15 protein-coding genes and 1 riboswitch are annotated in these 20,551 nt (G+C 57.8%); of the genes, 6 read left to right on the top strand and 9 right to left on the bottom strand.

The features are described 5' to 3' along the window. Positions 1-84 precede the first annotated feature (84 nt). From rpoD to IFT84_RS10435, 3 genes are all read right to left on the bottom strand, one after another. Positions 85-2,136, bottom strand: coding sequence for an RNA polymerase sigma factor RpoD (rpoD, locus tag IFT84_RS10425; RefSeq protein WP_192119041.1), 2,052 nt, complete (start codon positions 2,134-2,136; stop codon positions 85-87). 398 nt (positions 2,137-2,534) lie between these two features. Next, the gene (gene dnaG / locus IFT84_RS10430) at positions 2,535-4,517 is read right to left on the bottom strand and encodes a DNA primase (protein WP_192119042.1); all 1,983 of its coding nucleotides are present in this window, start codon (positions 4,515-4,517) and stop codon (positions 2,535-2,537) included. Position 4,518: 1 nt separating this feature from the next. Beyond that, positions 4,519-4,968: a GatB/YqeY domain-containing protein gene (locus IFT84_RS10435; RefSeq protein WP_192119044.1), complete on the bottom strand. Its 450-nt coding sequence runs from the start codon at positions 4,966-4,968 to the stop codon at positions 4,519-4,521. Positions 4,969-5,218: 250 nt separating this feature from the next. On the opposite strand from IFT84_RS10435, the gene carA reads away from it, so the two are divergent. Next, positions 5,219-6,427 carry a glutamine-hydrolyzing carbamoyl-phosphate synthase small subunit gene (gene carA, locus IFT84_RS10440; protein WP_192119047.1) on the top strand — a complete coding sequence of 403 codons (1,209 nt, stop codon included), beginning with the start codon at positions 5,219-5,221 and terminating at the stop codon, positions 6,425-6,427. Between the two features lie 41 nt (positions 6,428-6,468). Here the strand turns inward: carA and IFT84_RS10445 are convergent, their stop codons facing one another. The 6 genes from IFT84_RS10445 to thiC form a co-directional block, all read right to left on the bottom strand. After that, a complete protein-coding gene (locus tag IFT84_RS10445) occupies positions 6,469-7,872 on the bottom strand; it encodes an MATE family efflux transporter (RefSeq protein WP_192119049.1) in 1,404 nt (467 codons plus the stop codon). Positions 7,873-8,034: 162 nt separating this feature from the next. Then, positions 8,035-8,961 (bottom strand): KPN_02809 family neutral zinc metallopeptidase, encoded by a 927-nt coding sequence (gene ypfJ / locus IFT84_RS10450; protein ID WP_192119051.1) that lies wholly within the window; start codon positions 8,959-8,961, stop codon positions 8,035-8,037. Positions 8,962-9,065: 104 nt separating this feature from the next. After that, positions 9,066-9,839 (bottom strand): thiazole synthase, encoded by a 774-nt coding sequence (locus IFT84_RS10455; protein WP_192119053.1) that lies wholly within the window; start codon positions 9,837-9,839, stop codon positions 9,066-9,068. 4 nt (positions 9,840-9,843) lie between these two features. After that, entirely contained in the window at positions 9,844-10,041 is a 198-nt protein-coding gene (thiS, locus tag IFT84_RS10460; RefSeq protein WP_192119056.1) for a sulfur carrier protein ThiS, read from the bottom strand. Then, on the bottom strand, positions 10,038-10,997 hold the full coding sequence (gene thiO, locus IFT84_RS10465; RefSeq protein ID WP_192119058.1) for a glycine oxidase ThiO: 960 nt from the start codon (positions 10,995-10,997) through the stop codon (positions 10,038-10,040). Before thiO ends, thiS begins: the two co-directional genes overlap by 4 nt. A 2-nt stretch (positions 10,998-10,999) precedes the next feature. Further along, positions 11,000-12,838 (bottom strand): phosphomethylpyrimidine synthase ThiC, encoded by a 1,839-nt coding sequence (thiC, locus tag IFT84_RS10470; RefSeq protein WP_192119060.1) that lies wholly within the window; start codon positions 12,836-12,838, stop codon positions 11,000-11,002. An 84-nt stretch (positions 12,839-12,922) separates the two neighbouring features. Beyond that, positions 12,923-13,042: riboswitch (TPP riboswitch) on the bottom strand. A gap of 189 nt (positions 13,043-13,231) precedes the next feature. On the opposite strand from thiC, the gene carB reads away from it, so the two are divergent. From carB to IFT84_RS10495, 5 genes are all read left to right on the top strand, one after another. After that, positions 13,232-16,726: a carbamoyl-phosphate synthase large subunit gene (gene carB, locus IFT84_RS10475; RefSeq protein ID WP_192119062.1), complete on the top strand. Its 3,495-nt coding sequence runs from the start codon at positions 13,232-13,234 to the stop codon at positions 16,724-16,726. A gap of 188 nt (positions 16,727-16,914) precedes the next feature. Continuing rightward, positions 16,915-17,391: a transcription elongation factor GreA gene (gene greA / locus IFT84_RS10480; protein WP_192119064.1), complete on the top strand. Its 477-nt coding sequence runs from the start codon at positions 16,915-16,917 to the stop codon at positions 17,389-17,391. Positions 17,392-17,401: 10 nt separating this feature from the next. After that, entirely contained in the window at positions 17,402-18,454 is a 1,053-nt protein-coding gene (locus IFT84_RS10485) for a glycosyltransferase family 4 protein (RefSeq protein ID WP_192119065.1), read from the top strand. A 33-nt stretch (positions 18,455-18,487) separates the two neighbouring features. Continuing rightward, positions 18,488-19,327 carry a glycosyltransferase family 25 protein gene (locus IFT84_RS10490; RefSeq protein ID WP_192119068.1) on the top strand — a complete coding sequence of 280 codons (840 nt, stop codon included), beginning with the start codon at positions 18,488-18,490 and terminating at the stop codon, positions 19,325-19,327. Beyond that, complete coding sequence (locus IFT84_RS10495; protein ID WP_192119069.1) at positions 19,324-20,550, top strand: capsular polysaccharide export protein, LipB/KpsS family; 1,227 nt, start codon at positions 19,324-19,326, stop codon at positions 20,548-20,550. The genes IFT84_RS10490 and IFT84_RS10495 overlap by 4 nt, the downstream gene beginning before the upstream one ends. Position 20,551: the final 1 nt, after the last annotated feature.

Consider the following 20,551-nt stretch of genomic DNA (forward strand, 5'->3'; position numbering starts at 1 on the left):
CTGCGTTCAGCAAGTATTCATTAGCGACCAAAAAAGCCCACCGCATCGATGATGTGGCGGGCTTTTTTCGGGACATTCAAGACATCAGCTGTCGAGGAAGCTTCTCAGCTTGCGTGAACGGCTGGGATGCTTCAACTTCCGTAGAGCCTTGGCTTCGATCTGCCGGATACGCTCACGCGTAACCGAGAACTGTTGGCCCACTTCTTCCAGCGTATGGTCCGTATTCATACCGATGCCGAAACGCATGCGAAGAACACGCTCTTCACGCGGGGTTAGGGATGCCAGAACACGCGTGGTGGTTTCACGCAAGTTCGCCTGAATGGCCGCATCGATGGGGAGCAGCGCATTCTTGTCTTCAATGAAGTCCCCAAGGTGCGAATCTTCTTCGTCACCCACCGGGGTTTCCAGCGAAATCGGCTCCTTGGCGATTTTCAGCACCTTGCGCACTTTTTCCAGTGGCATGGCGAGCTTTTCGGCCAGTTCTTCAGGCGTCGGTTCGCGGCCAATTTCATGCAGCATCTGGCGTGATGTGCGAACGATCTTGTTGATCGTTTCGATCATGTGAACCGGAATGCGGATCGTGCGCGCCTGATCGGCGATCGAGCGCGTGATCGCCTGACGGATCCACCATGTCGCATAGGTCGAGAACTTGTAACCGCGTCGATACTCAAACTTGTCCACGGCCTTCATCAAGCCGATATTGCCTTCTTGAATAAGATCAAGGAACTGCAAACCACGGTTTGTGTATTTTTTGGCGATGGAAATGACCAGACGAAGGTTGGCTTCCACCATTTCCTTCTTGGCAATACGGGCTTCGCGCTCGCCCTTCTGAACCATGCTGACAATGCGGCGGAATTCGGAAATGGAAATGCCCGTTTCCGTTGCCAGATTCTGAATTTCCTGACGGATATCCCGGATCGTGCCGTTTTCGCTCCGGGCAAATTCCTTCCAGCCGCGCGCAGCCAGATTTCCAATGGACTTCATCCAGTTGGGATCAAGCTCGGCGCCGCTGTAATGCTCAAGGAAGGAGTCACGCTTCACACCGTAAGATTCGGCAAGACGCAACAGACGGCCTTCGTTCTGCATCAGGCGCTTACTGATATCGTAAAGCTGCTCAACAAGGTTATCGATACGGTTCTGGTTCAGCGACAAGGACTTGACGGCCGTAATCAGCTCGTCCTTCAGTTCCTTGTAGCGGCGCTCCTGCGCAGGCGAAAGCGTGCCAGTGGCGGCCAGACGGGCTTCCACCTGCTGGTCCTGCAATTTGCGCAGCTTCTTGTAGGTTTCCGCAATCAGGTCGAGGGTGGTCATCACCTGCGGGCGCAGTTCGGCTTCCATGGCGGCCAAAGACAGGTTCGACTCGTCGTCGTCCTCTTCTTCTTCCTCCATAGGCATGTTTTCGCCGCCGACATTGGTAATGTCGTCTTCGCTCACGCGCGCGCGCCGGGTCTTTTCCTTTTCCTCGGCAGCCTTACGGTCAGCCTCGATCTTTTCCGGGCTCTGGAACTGCGGCGCAGCTTTGGCTTCCGGACCGGAATAGGTCGTTTCAAGGTCAATAATTTCGCGCAGCAAGGTTGCGCCTTCATTCAGCTCATCACGCCAGATGATGATGGCCTGGAAGGTCAGCGGGCTCTCACAGAGCCCTGCAATCATGGTTTCGCGGCCAGCCTCGATGCGCTTGGCAATGGCAATTTCGCCCTCACGCGACAACAGCTCCACGGAGCCCATTTCGCGCAGATACATGCGGACGGGATCGTCGGTGCGGTCGGTCGGCTCTTTCTTCTTGGCGGTCGCCAGCGCAGTACCGCCGGTGGCTGCAAGCTCGCCGCCCTCGCTCTCACCGTCGGAATCGCTGTCGTCTTCCTCGGGCTTTTCAGCGGTATCTTCCGCTTCCTCGTCCTCAACGACGTTGATGCCCATTTCAGACAGCATGGCCATGATGTCCTCAATCCGGTCAGGGTCCACCTGATCAGACGGCAAAACTTCATTCAGCTCGTCCATGGTCACATAGCCGCGCTTCTTGGCGGCCTTGATCATCTTCTTGACCGCGTCATCCGAAAGGTCGAGAAGCGGGCCATCCGTCGCGCCTTCGCGTTCAGCTTCTGCTTCTTCGTTTTCTTTGACTTTGGTTGCCATCTATTCGTCGCTTTCCTTGACGCGTCCAATGTTTGAGCAGTACAAGCTTGATGAAGCTACACGCTCCCAAACATTCGCCGCGAATCATTTCCCGTGACCTAACGGGATACTATTTAATTCCTGATTAACCACAGGAAGCACTGCCGCACAATCGGATGGCAAACTGGATTGGGAAATCTCCAGCGTCCTTGTTACGCCGATCCACCGCAATGTTTGTCACCCTTGATATCAGCAATGGTGATTCCCAGATTTTTCAATTCCGTCAAGCTTTTCGGGCGAAAAATCGGCCCACAGACCAATTATACGGTTGTTCCGCCATGCCCAATTCTTGCCTGATGTAGGGAGCCAGACTATAAAAGGCAAGATCATCCGAGCGCCAAAAAGGGCACCGGTACCATTCAGCCGGTAGCCGGTCCCTTGATACGGCCTGACAGCAGCCCGAATCCATCGATGATCGCCTCCTGATTTTCCAGTCGCGTCACTTCCAACTGCACCTCTTCAAGACTGCGCAAAATATGCGGCACAGCCATGTCGTCGCCCTGCTCGGTGGCGTAGGCCAGTTCGCTTTCCAGTTCGCGGCGCTGCCATAAGAGGGCTTTGGTGCGCTTGTGCAACGCCAGTGCCTGGAGATAGCCTTCCCGCGCATCCTCCTGCGCGGCAGCCGCTGTCGCCGTCCATAGCCGGGCATAGCGGATTTGCCGGTCAAGCGACTGCATCATGTCGCCAAACCCTTCCGCCTCCAGTTGCTCGATCAACCGGTCTCGGGTGAGCTTCGGGCCACCGCCGGTTGCGGCATTAAGAACTGCAGACCAGAAGCGCTGGAGATCCCGGTTCTCGTATTCAATGGCCGAAATCTCATCATATTCGTCAAACAGAAGCTGCGGATGGTTGACGATGGTCAGCGCCAGCACGCTTTCGCGCAAGGGCGGCAGCGCCTGATTGCCCTGCACCAGCGCCGAGCGGGTCAGCCTGTCCGATACTGCGGGAGAGCGCACGGGTCCCCCGCGTGACAGACCTGCCCCACCCTGTCCACCTTTGGCACCGCGTTCGAAATTGCCACGGCTCTGAAAGTTGCGTTGCCCCGCCTGCGGCTGGAAAAACCGGTTAAGCCTGTCACGCACATCTTGCCCATAATGGCGGCGCACGCTTTCGTCCGCAATCACCGCTGTTAGCTGTTTCAGGCGGGCTTCCAGTTCTGCGCGCTTTTCCGGGGTGGAATGATCGCCGCTTCCCACCTCCCGCAGCCAGAGCATCTCGGCCAGGGGCCGAGCCATGGACAGAACTTTGTCAAACGGTGCACGCCCTTCGTGCCGCACCAGATCATCCGGGTCCTTGCCATCGGGCAACATGGCAAAGCGCACGGAACGACCGGGCTTCAGATGCGGCAAGGCAAGATCGACGGCGCGGTTGGCTGCACGAATGCCTGCGCCATCCCCATCAAAGCACAGCACCGGTTCTGGCGTCATGCGCCACAGCAGGTCCAACTGGTTCTCCGTCAGCGCCGTTCCCAAGGGCGCAACCGCGTTTTCCACACCGGCCTGATGGAGCGCGATGACATCCATATAACCTTCAACCGCGATGATGGTGCCCGCCCCTTCGGCCCCTTGCGATGCTCGTCGGGCGCGGGTGAAATTGTAGAGAACATTGCCCTTGTGAAACAGCTCAGTCTCGTTGGAATTCAGATATTTCGCTGGCGCATCCGCGGACATGGCACGGCCACCAAAGGCAATAACTTTCTCGCGCGAGGACAGGATAGGAAACATGATGCGGTCACGAAACCGATCATAGGACACAGGAATATCCGGCCCATGCACGACAAGTCCGCACGCTTCGATCTGATCTTTTGGGATACCCTTGCCCGCCAGATATTCTTTCAGCGCATTGCGGCTTTCCGGCGCGTAGCCCAGCCGGAAGGTCTCGATGGTACGGCCATTAAGACCACGGTCCCGCAGGTACGCGCGGGCCTTGGCACCGCCTGCCGTTTGCAACTGATCCTGAAAGAACGCCGTCGCCAGTTCCATGACATCCAGCAGGGTTGTGCGTTCTTTCTCACGCTGTTCGGCCTGACGATCCGGCTGCGGCATGGGAACGCCTGCCATATCGGCAATGGTCTGCACGGCTTCCGGGAAATTCATGCCCTCCAGTTCGGTCAGAAACCGAAAATGGTCGCCGGAAACACCGCAGCCAAAGCAGTGGTAGCGGCCCTTGCGGTCCTCGCAGTGGAAGCTCGGCGACTTTTCCCCGTGGAAGGGGCAGCAGGCCCAGTAGTCGCCCCTGGACGTGTTGGTTTTCTTGCGGTCCCACGTAACGCGCCGCGCCACCACGTTCGAAATGGGAACGCGCTCGCGGATATCATCGAGAAATGTGGGCGAAAACCGCATGTTACTTCAAAAGCTCTTTCAAAATAGCCGATGCCTTGGCAAAATCCATCTGGCCGGGATAGCGCTCTTTCAGCACAGCCATGCATTTACCCATGTCGCGCAACCCCTGTGCGTTGATTTCGGCAATCACGGCAGCGCAAATGTCGCGCACCTTGTCTTCAGAAATCTGCTCCGGCAGAAAGCCGTTGATGATGTCGATTTCTTCCCGTTCCTGTGTCGCCAGTTCATCACGCCCGGCCTCGGCATAGATGCGGGCGGACTCTTCGCGCTGCTTGATCATCTTGGCCAGAATTTGCAGGATTTCATCATCGCTGACCGGGTCCTTGCCCTGGCCACGGTTCAAGATATCCCGGTCCTTGATCGCAGCGCTGATCAGGCGCACGGTTGCCAGACGCCGCGTGTCCTTGGCCTTCATTGCTTCTTTCAAGGATTCGGTAAATTGGTGGCGCATGGCTGGTCTCCGTATCGGCCTTGTCTATGTGAAGTGCGCTCTCTTAGATCAATGAAGCCTTCGATTAAAAGCCGCGCGCTCAAACAATACCATGAATAAAGCAAATAAACTCTTCTGTTTAATACCCATGCGATTGACCCGGACGCCCATCATCTCTATATCTCGGCACTTACACGAAATCGGCAGGACGATGGCGCGCGGGCGTATGCCCTTCCGTGCGCCATGTTTTGCGAGACCAAGGTGCTGAACGATGAGCAACACACCCGCATGGACTTCAAAAAAACCCACCGCCGTTCTGGTGCTGGCGGATGGCACCGTTATTGAAGGCCAGGGCGTTGGCGCAACCGGCAAGGTGCAGGCGGAAGTCTGCTTCAACACAGCACTCACAGGCTATCAGGAAATTCTGACCGATCCGTCCTATCTCGGCCAGATCGTCACCTTCACCTTCCCGCATATCGGCAATATCGGCACCAATGACGACGACATCGAAGACCTGACCCCCGCCGCCCGCCACGGCGCTGTTGGCGTTATCTTCAAGGCCGATATTACGGCACCGTCCAATTACCGCTCCCGGAAAGATCTGGATACGTGGCTGAAATCACGCGGCATCATCGGCCTGTCGGGCATCGACACACGCGCACTGACCGCATGGATTCGCGAGAACGGCGCTCCGAATGCCGTCATCGCGCATGATCCGAACGGCGAATTCGACATCGAATCCTTGAAGGAAGAAGCCCGCGCATGGGGCGGGCTGGAAGGACTGGATCTTGCGAAGGTTGCAAGCTCCGGCCAGTCATCCCAGTGGAGCCAGAAGCCCTGGGTCTGGAACGAGGACGAGAGCGATCTGGCAACAGACGAGCAGAAGCACCACATCGTGGCGCTGGACTTCGGTGTCAAGCGCAACATCCTGCGGCTGTTTGCGGGTCTGGATTGCAAGGTTACGGTTATGCCCGCAACGGCGACAGCGCAAGACGTTCTGGCCCAGAAGCCCGATGGTATTTTCCTCTCCAATGGCCCCGGCGATCCAGCCGCAACCGGTGAATATGCCGTGCCAGTTATTCAGAACCTGATTGAGACGGACATTCCGATGTTCGGCATTTGCTTGGGTCACCAGATGCTGGGTCTGGCCGTTGGCGGCACCACCGAAAAGATGCATCAGGGCCATCACGGCGCAAACCACCCGGTCAAGGACCACACCACCGGCAAAGTGGAAATCGTATCCATGAACCATGGCTTCGCTGTTAACGCCGGGTCGCTGCCTGAAGGCGTGGAAGAAACCCATGTTTCGCTGTTTGACGGCACCAATTGCGGCCTGCGCCTTGTGGGCAAGCCGGTCTTTTCGGTTCAGCACCATCCGGAAGCCTCCCCCGGCCCGCAGGACAGCCACTATCTCTTCCGTCGCTTCATCAACATGGTGCGCGAGAAGAAGGGCGAACCTGCTCTTGCCGAGCGGGCTTGAAAAGAAGTGAAGATTTAAAACCGCGCAGCCAGCGCGGTTTTTTATATGGATAACGTGCGCGCCTTAAGGGCCCGATAAATTCGGTAAAAGCGATAGTTCAGAAAAATCGCCGCTGCCAACAGGCCCACGACGAAACCAATCCACACGCCGATACCCCCAAACCCAAGCGGAAACGCGAACACCCAGGCAAACACAAAACCAATGGGCCAATAGGAAATGAGCGCGAGAAGCATCGGTATCTTCGTATCTTTCAGGCCGCGCAGAAGGCCCGAGGCAATCGCCTGCATGCCGTCCGTCAGCTGAAACACGCCGGCCAGAATGATCAGCGGGCCAACATAGGCCAGCACCTCTGCCGCATCGGGACGACCCGTATCCAGATACAGCGTCGCCAGCTCGCGCGGGTACAGCGCAAAAATAAGGCTGCCAACCACGGAGCAACCCGCGCCCAGCGTCAGAATCGTGATGGCTGCCCGCTTGATGCCTTCCAGATCATGACGGCCTGCCGACAAGCCGACCCGCACCGCCGCCACCTGCGACAGGCCAACCGGAATCATGAAAGCAAGAGAGGCAAATTGCATGGCGATGCCATGGGCCGCCAGTTCCGTGGTACCGAGCCGGCCCATGAGCAGCGACGCTGCCATGAACAAGCCGGTTTCCGCCAGAATGGTCAGCGCAATCGGGGCGCCAAGCGCCACGACTTCAAAAAACACCGGCCAGTCCGGCTTCCAGAAGCGGACAAACAAATTGTAGCTGTGAAGCTCCGGCACGCGCTGAATGTACCAGGCCGTGATAATGAAGCTGAGAGCCGAGACCATCAGGGCTGCAATGGCTGCGCCTTCTATGCCGAGCGCCGGCAAACCCCAACGCCCATAGATCAGCAGATAACAGAGAAAAGCGTTGAGGATCAGCGTGAAGATCGTCACGTACAGAATGACACTTGCACGTTCCAGACCACTCAAGAATGCGCGAAGAACCATGAACAGCAAGCTTGGGAACATCGCCCATTGCGCAATATGCAGGTACTCGGAGGCAAGAGCTGCAACAGCCGGTTGCTGGCCTGCGGCAACCAGAATTGGCTCCACCAACCACAGCACGGGCGCTGTCAGAATGGAATACAGGATTGCCACCCACATGCCCATGCGAACAGAGCGGCGGACGGAGACCGTATCGCCCCTGCCTTGCGCCTGCGCGGCCAGCGGCACAACAGCATTGGTAAAGCCTGACCCGAAAATAAAAACCGTGAAATAGACCTGTGTCGCCAAGACAATCGCCGCCAGATGGGTGGTGCCGAGTTTGCCCACCAGAATCACATCGGTCGTGTTGATGGCAAGCTGCGCCAACTGCGCGCCGATCAACGGGATACCCAGAAGAATGCTTGCGCGGTAATGCGCAGCCCAGGAGTTATCCGCACCAAATTGCGGCCGATTGTGCACTGTGACTGACATATGACTATCCGACGTCATGAGGACTTAAGCCAAATTCTGCGGAAGTGAGAGTTTTCGGCTCAAATGGCCTCTCTGCATAGAGAAACCAAAGTAAAAACGCCAGATGCCGGGCAGCATCTAGCGTTTTTTTCATCAAAACATCAAATTATGTGGTGGTTCAGGTTAAACCGGCTTGTTGAACGTATCACAGTCGGCAAGCTTGCCGCTGTCAAATCCACGTTTGAACCAAGTGGCACGCTGGGCTGATGTGCCGTGGTTGAAACTGTCTGGCACGACATAGCCCTGTGTGCGGCGCTGCAATGTATCGTCACCAATTTGAGATGCTGCATTCAACGCTTCATCCACATCCCCGGTATCCAGCAGGCCCTTCTGGTCTGTAAACTTGCCCCATATTCCGGCAAAGCAATCGGCCTGCAACTCGACACGCACGGACATGGCGTTATTTTCGCGCTCACTCAGTGATTGACGCATCTGGTTGACCTTGGGAAGTATCCCAAGCTGGTTCTGCACATGATGGCCAACTTCATGCGCCAAAACGTAGGCCTGTGCAAAGTCACCAGACGCGCCGAACTTCTGCGAAAGCTCTGTGAAGAAGTTTGTGTCGAGATAAATTCTTTGATCGTTGGGGCAATAGAATGGGCCAGTTGCAGACGAGGCCTGGCCGCACGCGGACCGCACACCTTGAGTGAATAGTACCAATTTGGGGTCCTGATACTGCATACCCTGCGACTGGAAAATACCCTTCCAGGTGTCTTCCGTCTCCGCCAGCACTTGGGACATAAATACCTTCATCTCGTCATTGGCCGGTGCGGATTGGCCGGTTTGCGTCGATGTATCGTCGAAGCTCGGCATGGAGCCACCGCCACCATTCAAGAGTGTCAGCGGGTTGATCCCCAGCGCCCAACAGATGAGCAACAGCACCACGATGCCACCGATACCGAGGCCACCGCCTGCCCGCCGTCCACCGCCACCCATGGGTATGCGAAAACCGCCACCACGGCCGAACGGGCTTCCACCTAAACCTCCACCGCCGCTTTGTCCGCGTACGTCTTCAACATTGTCCGATTCACGGCGGCCATCCAGTTTCATACACCATCTCCCGGCATGTACTGCTCCACGCAGAGTGGAGCGCAAGATCAGGAGATATAACGCGCGAACGCGCCTTTTGTCTCATTCCCCTCAGATTTAATCGGTCAGGTAAAAACGGCCTGCCCAATCACAGGCGTGGACGGCACCGCCATATCCCGTGGCTCCAGCAGACCGGCCTCAAATCCCATGCGCCCCGCTTCAATTCCAGTCGCGAACGCCAGCGCCATAAGGGCGGGGTCAGCCGCGCCGGCAACCGCCGTATTGAGCAACACAGCGTCATAACCCAGTTCCATGACCGCCATGGCGTGAGACGGACGCCCGATGCCGGCATCGACAATCAGCGGCGTGTCAGGGAAATGCGCGCGCATGGAGCGAAGCGCATTGAGGTTTTGCGGACCCATGGCGCTGCCAATCGGCGCACACCAGGGCATCAGCACCCCACAGCCCGCCTCCAGCAAACGCTCGCCAACCACCAGATCATCCGTCGTATAGGGGAAGACCTTGAAGCCCTCACCACTCAGAATACGCGCGGCCTCAACCAGCGCAAACACCTCCGGCTGCAATGTATCGTGATTGCCGATGACCTCCAGCTTGATCCAGTCCGTGCCGAACACGGAGCGGGCCATGTTCGCCGTCAGCACTGCTTCCGATACCGAATGACACCCCGCTGTGTTGGGAAGAATATGCACACCCATAGCCCGGATACGCTCGAAGAACGCTCCACCAGTTTTCCCGCCTGCCGTCTCCCGCCGAAGCGAAACGGTGACGATTTCGCAAGCTGATAACCGCACCGCCTCATCCAGCACAGACGGAGACGGATAACGCGCCGTTCCCAACAGCATACGGCTGGAAACACTGGTATTATAAAGGTTCAGCATCCGGTCAGCCCCCTTCCATGGGTGAGAGTATTTCAATGCGGTCGCCATTGCGGAGTGCCTGACGGGATCGCTCAGGCTTATGCACGATCTGGTTGTTGACGGCGGTCGCCAGCCATTCGCCTTCGAAACCAAGCTCTGCCATGAGGTCCAGAAGGGTTTTGCCCTTGGTCTCCAGCGCTTCGCCATTGACTATAATGTTCATGTCTCTCCCTCCTGATTGAAAAGCATATTCGCCAGCTTCTGCGCCTGCGCCGGTGCCAACAGAAAACCATGCCGGTACAGCCCATTGAGGCTGAAATTCCCGCCGTCTCGCGTGATGCGCGGCAGGTTGTTGTCAAATGCGGGGCGTATGCCAGTGCCGGTCTCGATGACTTCGGCCTCGGCGAATGCCGGGTGCACCGCGTAAGCCGCGTTCAAAAGCTCCATGAGCGAGCGTACTGTTACCGGCCCGTGATGGTCGCTTTCGATCATGGTTGCCCCCACCATGAACACGCCTTCGGCTCGGGGCACGATGTAAAGCGGAATGCGCGGATGCAGCAGCCGGACAGGCCGCGACAGGGTCACGTCATGGGTCCTGAGCAGCAGCATCTCGCCGCGCACACCGCGCAGGTCCGGCACGGTGCCAATGACTGATGCGCCAGTACAATCGACGACCACATCAAACTGCGCTTCTTCTACCTCATACCGAAACTGAACACCGCCGCGCTCGAGCATCGCCTGCAGGTGCCTGAGTGCACGGCGTGGATCGAGATGCGCCTCGCTTTTGAAAAACAGTGCCTGACGGAACCGCCCCGCCAAGGCGGGCTCAAGGTCGCTGACGCCGCCCTCATCCAGCCATGCGTAACCGGAGGTTCTGGAGGCAAACCGCCGCAACTCTGCCCAGTCTCGCGGGGGTGCGACAACCAAGGTCCCGCTGCGCGACACTTCGCCCGGACAGGCAGCATCCCACCAGTCCGCCGATGTGCGCCCTTCGAGCAACACGGTTTCATCCGCACTTTCCCGCTCGCACCACGGGGCCAGCATGCCGCCTGCGTACCATGAGGCCGAATGGACAGCGTTCGGCCAAGGCTCAAGCACCGTGACCGCCGCCCCCCGCGCAAGCAACTCCCGCGCCGCCGTGAGGCCGGATACTCCGGCCCCTTTGATCAGCACCCGCATGGCTATTCGCCCGGTGGTATCGGTGGTGTAGCAGTCGTCGTCAGCGGCATATAGAGTTCCCCACCCTCTCGGAACCGTGTCGCCATCGCATCCAACCCTTCCTTCTGGGCTTCGGCGCGAATGTCGTGGGAAATCCGCATGGAGCAGAATTTCGGCCCACACATGGAGCAGAAATGCGCCACCTTATGGGCGTCCTTCGGTAGCGTTTCATCATGGTACGAGCGCGCCGTTTCCGGGTCCAGCGACAGGTTGAACTGGTCTTCCCAGCGAAATTCGAAACGTGCACGCGACAGGGCATCGTCCCGGATCTTCGCCGCCGGGTGGCCCTTGGCAAGATCAGCCGCATGGGCCGCAATCTTGTAGGTGATAACGCCCACCTTCACATCGTCCCGGTCCGGCAGGCCCAGATGTTCCTTCGGCGTGACATAGCAAAGCATGGCCGTGCCGAACCAGCCGATCATCGCGGCACCGATGCCGGATGTGATGTGGTCATAGCCCGGTGCAATATCGGTCGTTAGCGGGCCAAGCGTGTAGAACGGTGCCTCTCCGCACACCTCCAGCTGCTTGTCCATATTTTCCTTGATCTTGTGCATCGGCACATGGCCGGGGCCTTCGATCATCACCTGACAATCCTTTGCCCAAGCAATTTTCGTCAGCTCACCCAGTGTTTCCAGTTCGGCAAACTGGGCAGCGTCATTGGCATCGGCAATGGAGCCGGGGCGCAGCCCATCGCCCAGCGAAAAGGTAATGTCATAGGCACGGCAGATATCGCATATCTCATCGAAGTGCTCATAGAGAAAGCTCTCGCGGTGGTGGTGAAGGCACCACTTCGCCATGATCGAGCCGCCGCGCGACACGATGCCCGTAACGCGGTTCACGGTCAGCGGAATGTAGTGCAACCGCACCCCGGCATGGATGGTGAAATAATCGACCCCCTGCTCTGCCTGCTCGATCAACGTATCGCGATAGACCTCCCACGTCAGATTCTCGGCAATACCCTCCACTTTCTCCAGCGCCTGATACAGCGGCACGGTGCCGATGGGGATAGGCGCATTGCGGATGATCCAGTCGCGGATATTGTGGATGTTGCGCCCGGTGGACAGGTCCATGACCGTATCGGCACCCCAGCGGATGGACCACACCATCTTTTCCACCTCTTCCGCCATGGATGAGGTGACGGCGGAGTTGCCGATATTGGCGTTGATCTTCACCAGAAAATTCCGCCCGATGATCATCGGTTCCAGTTCGGGGTGGTTGATATTGGCGGGGATGACCGCCCGTCCCCGAGCCACCTCGTCACGCACGAATTCCGGCGTGACATAATCGGGCACCGATGCGCCAAAACTCTCACCATCGCGAATGGCAGCAACGCGAATTGCCTCTCGTCCGAGATTTTCGCGAATCGCAATATATTCCATTTCCGGGGTGATGATGCCTGCGCGGGCATAGGCCAGCTGCGTGACGGCCCGTCCCCGTGTCGCCCGCAGCGGCTGGTGACGAACGCCGAACTCCGGCGTCAGCTTTTCTCCCTTGGCAAAGCCATTATCTTCCGGGCGCACGTGGCGGCCATCATAGGCTTCCACATCGCCGCGCGCCAACGCCCACGCTGTGCGGGTACGGGCAAGTCCCGCTTCGATATTTATCACTTTAGCGGGATCGGTATACGCGCCTGACGAATCATAGACCGTTACATTCGGCTCGCCCGCTGTTGGATGAACCGAGATCTCCCGCATCGGCACGCGAATGTGCGGATGCAATGTTCCATGCTTGAAAATCTTGATTGAGGCAGGCAGCGGCCCGGTTGTGACCTCTGGTGTTGCCGTTTGCAGCGCTGGCTTCATGTCGTCCTCCAATTGGGGACCCAGCACAAACTGCAGCATGACAGGAAGCAGGCACAGCTCCGCCCGCAAAGGGACACGACCATACCACAAGCGCTTGCACCGTCCCTACGCCAGTATGAGCTGGATCAGGTTCAACGGGTCACTGCGCTTGCATGAATGCCAGCAGTATCTCAGCCCCTTGTCGGGACCCCCCTGGTGAATGCGTCTATTAGGAGTTGTGCGGGCCTTAATGTCAACCCGTAGATTCCTGTCGATTTCACAAATTAGAGGGTTCCACTTGAGATCGGATTTCCCTATAAGCCCCTTCTAGCCTTTCAATGAGAATGACGCGCGCAACAGCCGGTGAGTAACCCCTGGCTGGTTTTTGTGTACGCGGCAGAAATGGATAGAACCATGCCAAAACGCCAGGATATCAAATCGGTCCTCATCATCGGCGCAGGGCCGATTGTCATCGGGCAGGCATGTGAGTTCGATTATTCGGGAACACAGGCCTGCAAGGCGCTGAAGGAGGAAGGCTACCGCGTCATCCTCGTCAATTCCAATCCCGCGACGATCATGACCGATCCGGGTCTGGCAGACGCCACCTACGTAGAACCGATCACCCCGGAAGTTGTCGCCAAGATCATCGCCAAGGAACGGCCTGACGCGCTGCTGCCCACCATGGGCGGCCAGACTGCGCTGAACACAGCGTTGTCTCTCAAGCGCATGGGTGTGCTGGACCGCTACAATGTGGAAATGATCGGCGCGAAGCCAGCTGCCATCGACATGGCCGAAGACCGCGCTTTGTTTCGCGAAGCCATGGCCCGCATCGGCCTTGAAACCCCGCGCTCGCTGCTGGCAAACGCCACCGAGATCAAGGATCAGGATCGCAAGTCCCATGAAGCGGCCCGCGACAGGCTGAAAGCCGAACTCTCCGGCGCGGACCTCGACAAGGCGCTGGATGCTTTGGAAAATCAGTGGAATCTCGGCGAAACCGACCGCAAGCAGCGCTATATGAGCCATGCTTTGGCGCTGGGTGCCAAGGCGATTGACGAAATCGGCCTGCCTGCCATCATCCGCCCCTCCTTCACGCTGGGCGGCACGGGCGGGGGCATCGCCTATAACCGCTCCGAGTTTTTCGATATTATCGAGCGCGGCCTCGACGCCTCGCCCACGACAGAAGTTCTGATCGAAGAATCGGTTCTGGGCTGGAAAGAGTATGAGATGGAAGTGGTCCGCGACACGGCGGATAACTGCATCATTATCTGCTCCATCGAAAACATTGATCCGATGGGCGTGCACACCGGAGACAGCATCACCGTTGCGCCCGCGCTGACGCTGACGGACAAGGAATACCAGATCATGCGCAACGCATCGATTGCGGTGTTGCGTGAGATCGGGGTGGAGACCGGCGGCTCGAACGTTCAGTTCGCCGTAAACCCGGAAAATGGCCGTCTGGTCGTCATTGAAATGAACCCACGCGTCTCGCGCTCGTCGGCCTTGGCCTCCAAGGCCACCGGTTTCCCGATTGCCAAAATTGCTGCAAAGCTTGCCATCGGCTACACGTTGGATGAGCTGGAAAACGACATTACCGGCGGCGCGACACCGGCTTCGTTCGAACCGTCCATCGATTACGTCGTCACGAAAATTCCCCGTTTCGCGTTCGAGAAATTCCCGGGCGCCGACAATGTTCTGACGACCGCGATGAAGTCCGTCGGCGAAGTCATGGCGATTGGCCGCACCTTTGCCGAATCGCTGCAAAAGGCACTACGGGGCTTGGAAACCGGCCTGACGGGTCTCGATGAAATTGAAATTCCCGGCTTGGGCGCCAGTGGCGATCACAGGGATGATCACAATGCCATCCGTGCCGCAATCGGCACACCGACGCCGGACCGCCTGCGCATGGTCGCACAGGCCCTTCGCCTTGGCATGAGCGAGACGGAAGTGCATGACGGCTGCAAGATCGACCCCTGGTTCATCGCGCAGCTCAAAGAAATCGTGGACATGGAAGCCCGCATTCGCGAGCATGGGCTGCCCGAAGACGCGGAAAACCTGCGTATGTTGAAGGCCATGGGCTTTTCTGACGCGCGCCTCGCAACCCTGACCAACAGCCGCCCGAAGGTGGTTGCCGAGTTGCGCAACAGGCTGGATGTGCGTCCGGTGTTCAAGCGCATCGACACCTGCGCCGCCGAGTTCGCATCCCCGACCGCCTATATGTACTCGACCTATGAGACGCCTTTCGCTGGCTCGACACGCTCTGAAGCACAGATTTCAGACCGCAAGAAGGTCGTGATTCTGGGCGGTGGTCCGAACCGGATCGGCCAGGGCATCGAGTTCGATTATTGCTGCTGCCATGCTGCCTTCGCTTTGAAGGACGCAGGCTATGAAGCGATCATGATCAACTGCAACCCGGAAACGGTATCGACCGATTACGATACCTCGGACCGGCTGTATTTCGAGCCGCTGACGGCGGAAGACGTGATCGAAATCCTGCGCGCCGAGCAGGAAAATGGCGAGCTTCACGGGGTTATCGTCCAGTTTGGCGGCCAGACTCCGCTGAAACTGGCCGAAGCGCTGGAACGCAACGGCATCCCGATCCTCGGCACCGCCCCGGACATGATCGATCTGGCCGAAGACCGCGACCGCTTCCAGAAGCTTCTGACCAAGCTGGACCTCAACCAGCCGAACAACGGCATCGCCTACTCCGTCGAGCAGTCGCGGCTGGTGGCCTCCGAAATCGGCTTCCCGCTGGTGGTGCGTCCATCCTACGTTCTGGGTGGCCGTGCAATGCAGATCATCCATTCGGAAAGCATGTTGCAGACCTACCTGCTCGACACCGTCCCCGGCCTCGTGCCGGAAGACATCAAGCAGCGCTACCCCAATGACAAGACGGGCCAGATCAACACCCTGCTTGGCAAAAACCCGCTTCTGTTCGACAGCTATTTGACCAATGCCATCGAAGTGGACGTGGATGCGCTCTGCGACGGGAAAGACGTGTTCGTCGCAGGCATCATGGAGCATATCGAAGAAGCCGGTATTCATTCCGGCGACAGCGCCTGCTCGCTTCCGGTCTATTCGCTGTCCAGCGACATGGTGGACGAACTGGAGCGCCAGACCAAAGCCATGGCGATGGCGCTGAACGTTGGTGGCCTGATGAACGTACAGTTCGCCATCAAGGACGGCACGGTCTATGTGCTGGAAGTCAACCCGCGCGCATCACGCACCGTGCCGTTCGTCGCCAAGACCATCGGCGCGCCTATTGCCAAGATCGCCGCCCGCGTCATGGCCGGGGAAAGCCTTGACGTGGCCATCGCTGCCTACGGGGAGAAGCCGGACCCACGCAACCTCAAGCACATCGCGGTGAAAGAAGCCGTGTTCCCGTTTGCTCGCTTCCCCGGCGTCGATATTCTGCTGGGACCGGAAATGCGCTCCACGGGTGAAGTCATCGGCCTCGATACGGATTTCGCCCTCGCCTTCGCCAAGTCGCAACTGGGCGCCGGTGTCGATCTTCCACGCGAAGGCTCGGTGTTCGTATCCGTGCGCGACAGTGATAAGGAACGCGTTCTGCCTGCCATCCGCACCTTGACGGAAATAGGTTTCAAGGTCATCGCAACCACCGGCACGGCGCGCTTTCTGGCCGAGCACGGCATCACCGCCACCAAGGTCAACAAGGTGCTGGAGGGGCGTCCGCATATCGAAGACTCGATCCGCAACCGTCAGGTTCAGCTTGTCATCAACACGACAGACAGCAACAAGGCAATCTCGGATTCCAAGTCCCTTCGTCGTGCAACGCTGATGCAGAAAGTGCCCTACTACACCACCATGGCCGGTGCGCTGGCAGCAGCACAGGCCATCAAAGCGCTGAAAGCCGGAAACCTCGAAGTGCGGACTCTGCAAAGTTATTTCTAAGCGCGTTCGCGCCTTTGTCGGACTCCAATAGTTGGGCAAAGGGGCGGATGGTTTAAAAATCTGGCTTTCTTATTTCCATATCTGCTATAAGCTTCGTTCAAATATTGGCGGGTTCCGGGTCTATCAAACGCTCCGGAAGCCGTTTTCTTTTGTGCTGACGGTCGTCTTGCACGGTTGAGGACATGAAAATGGTAGAAAAAGTTCCGATGACAACGGGCGGATTCCTCAAGCTTCAGGAGGAGCTGCGCTGGCGCCAGCAGGAAGAGCGGCCGCGCATTATCGAGGCGATTGCCGAAGCACGCGCCCATGGCGACTTGTCTGAAAACGCCGAGTATCACGCCGCCAAGGAAGCCCAAAGCCACAATGAGGGCCGCATCGGCGAAGTTGAGGATTTCATCGCGCGCGCGGAAGTCATCGACCTCTCGAAAATGTCCGGCACGACCGTTAAATTCGGCGCAACGGTCAAGTTGATCGACGAGGACACGGAAGAGGAAAAGCGCTACCAGATCGTCGGCGATCAGGAAGCGGACGTAAAGCAGGGCCGCATTTCAATCTCTTCGCCCATCGCGCGTGCGCTGATTGGCAAGGAAGTGGGCGACTCCATCGAGGTCAACGCGCCGGGCGGCTCCAAGGCCTATGAGATTCTCGGCATCGTCTGGGGTTAAGCTGCAAGACATGGCCGACATGAAAACCGTCACCGTGATTGCGCCGCACTTCAAGCGGCGCCTGTCCGGTGTCACATCGACGGTCATCCAGTTGATTCCCAAACAGCGTGCCTTGGGTTTGGGGATCGTAACACTTGGCCCCGGCCTTCCCGGCCACATCGCTTCGATGCGCTGGCGCGACCTGTTATCGCTGTGGTCGGCGCCATCGGGATACAAACACCGCATATGGCACGCACGCCGCAACAACGAAATGCTAACGGGCATCATCTTCAAGTCCGTGTTCCGGATGAAGCTGAAACTGTTGTTCACATCGGCAGCACAGCGCCACCACAAGCCCTTTACGCGCTGGATGATCCGGCACATGGATGCAGTGGTGGCAACGAGCGCTGGTTCCGCTGCCTTCCTGCAGGTTCCCCACACGATCATCCGCCATGGCGTCGATCTGGACCTGTTTCATCCGCCACGGACGCAGGATGATACCATCGCAGCCACGGGCCTGCCGGGCCGCTACCTGATCGGCTGTTTTGGCCGTGTGCGGCTTCAGAAGGGCACGGATCTGTTCGTGCGCGCCATGATCGAGCTTCTTCCACGTTACCCGGAGTGGACGGCCGTGATTTCCGGGCGGGTCACTGCCGAACATTCCGAGTTCGCAGACAGCCTGAAACAGGCTATTGCCAAAGCCGGTTTGTCTGATCGTATCCAGTTTCTGGGTGAGGTTTCCGATATCAAAATCTGGTATCGCCGTCTGACACTCTACGTTGCGCCCTCGCGCAATGAAGGATTTGGATTGACCCCGCTGGAGGCAATGGCGTCACAGACCGCTGTTATTGCCTCGACGGCGGGTGCCTACGCGGAAATGATTGTTCGCGATGTAACCGGCCAGGTGGTCGAAGCCGGAAATTTTGATCAATTGAGAGACGCCATAGCCCCGCTTCTGGCGGCGCCCGATGCGGCAGAGCAGATGGGCCGCAGCGCCCTTTCCCATGTCCAGCAAAATTTTGCACTTGAACGTGAAGCCAAAGCGCTTCAAAAAACCTATGACATGCTACTGGCGCATTCTTGAGTTGCCGCAAAAACTGCACCGAAAGTCATTTTCGTGATAAGCATTTTGATCATCAACCTTTCGTCCGCGAAAGACCGCATGGCCTATCAGATCGGCCAGATGCAACGCCTGGGGCTGGCTTTTGAACGGCTTGACGCTGTTTCGTCAGCGCAAGCCTCTGCAATGCGTGACCCAGCCTACTGGAATACGTGGGAACGCCCTCTCCGCGACAACGAAAAAGCCTGCATGTTGAGCCATGTGAACGCGTGGATACGGGTCGTGGCACAGGGTAAACCCATGCTGATTATTGAGGATGATGCGCTTTTGTCCAACAAGGTGCCCGCTCTGCTTCAGTCTCTCGAGGGGCGGACAGACATGGATTTCGTCAATCTGGAAGTGCGCGGAAAACGCAAGCTGATGTCTCGCACGACCCTGCCTGAAATGCCGGAACTGCGCCGTCTGTATCACGGTCGTCGCGGATCGGCGGCCTATATAGTGTGGCCATCTGGCGCAAGAAAGTTGCTGGCTGCTACGGAAAAACACGCCGGGTTGGCTGATGCTCTTCTGTCTTCGGCCTATTACCTGCATGCGTACCAGACAGACCCCGCCTATGCCATGCAACTGGATATGTGCGAGTATTACGGTCTCCACGCACAGCTGGAAACAGCGTCCTCGATAGGAGATGGGGGTAAGCCGGACTACAATATTGCCCGGTCGCTGGCTGTTACCTACAAGGCTCGGCGGATATGGGGCCAAATTCGCATCCTGCTACGGCGCATAGCAACCTGCCGCAGGGCCACACTGCAAGCGGTCGACGTCAATCTTGCGGACTTTGAATTCTCACGCAACTATGATGATGCGCTGACGAAGTATCACACGGGAACCCGTGGATGACCGAACCTGCCAAAATCAAGCCAACCAAACCCGACGCAGCGAAGGGGCGACTTCGTTTCATCACCTGCGTTAGCGGCAACATGCTGCCATTCATTGCCAAGGCAGGCGATGCCTGTCTGGTCATCCCCACCACATTCCTCGGTGCAAGTGGTGATGTCATCGCACGCCACGGTTTCGCGTCTTATTGGCGCCTGATCACAGACACGCGCTGTCCACCAGACCTCACCGCCCTTGTCGCCCGAAACCTGAAACGCAAGCAGATCCGGATTGGTGGTCTCTTCAAGACATCGTGGTTTCAGAAACTTTATGTGCGGCTGAACGCAATACCGGCCAAGGTTCTTGCCCAGAGTTTTGACGATTACCTGCAGGACAACCCTGCCCTTACTGCGCTCGTGTTCAACGGTTTCCTGACACCGAACTCCATACTGGAGCGCGCAGCGAAAAATCTTGGCCACCCTGCTTTGTATCTGGAAGGCGGCTTTTTTCCCGGCACCGTGCAGTGTGATCCGCAAGGCATCAATCATGATTCCGGCCTGCCACGCGACCCCGCATTCTACCGGACTGTGGACCTGAGCGGCGCAGAACTGCCAACGGCGTTACAAAAGCGCACCCCGAAACGCACCCCAAAACACCGGGGCACATCGCAGGTTGCGCTGCCGGAGCATTATATCTTCGTTCCGTTTCAGGTGCCGAGCGACATGCAGATTTTGAAACTGTCGCCGTGGATAGCGGACATGGTCGATTTTTATGGCGTTCTGGATCGCCTCTCCAACCGGCACCCGGGACTTCGCTTCGTCATCAAGGAGCATCCCAGCTTTCCTCTATCGGTCCAAGGCCGGGTGAGAGCCAATCCAAAAATCCTGTTCGCCAATACCGTCGACACCGAGTACCTCTCCCAACACGCGGATGTGGTGATTACCATCAATTCAACGGTCGGATTGGAGGCGGTGCTGCTGGAAAAGAAGGTCATCACGCTGGGGCTTGCGCATTACGCTCTGGAGGGCCTCACACTGCAAGCCAACAGCGAAGAGGAACTCCACCAGCGTGTAATGCAATTGCCGGGCTGGGTGCCGGATGCGACTTTGCGCGATCAATTCCTGCGCTACGTCAATTCTATATTTCTACTCAAAGGCGAAATCGGAAATCCCGATAATTCGCTGATTGAATCGATGGCTGCACGCGGCAATAAAAATGACCGCTACACACATTCGCTCCAGCAATAAC

This window comes from Rhizobium sp. CFBP 8762 (genome assembly GCF_014841565.1).
Classification (GTDB): Bacteria; Pseudomonadota; Alphaproteobacteria; order Rhizobiales; family Rhizobiaceae; genus CFBP-8762.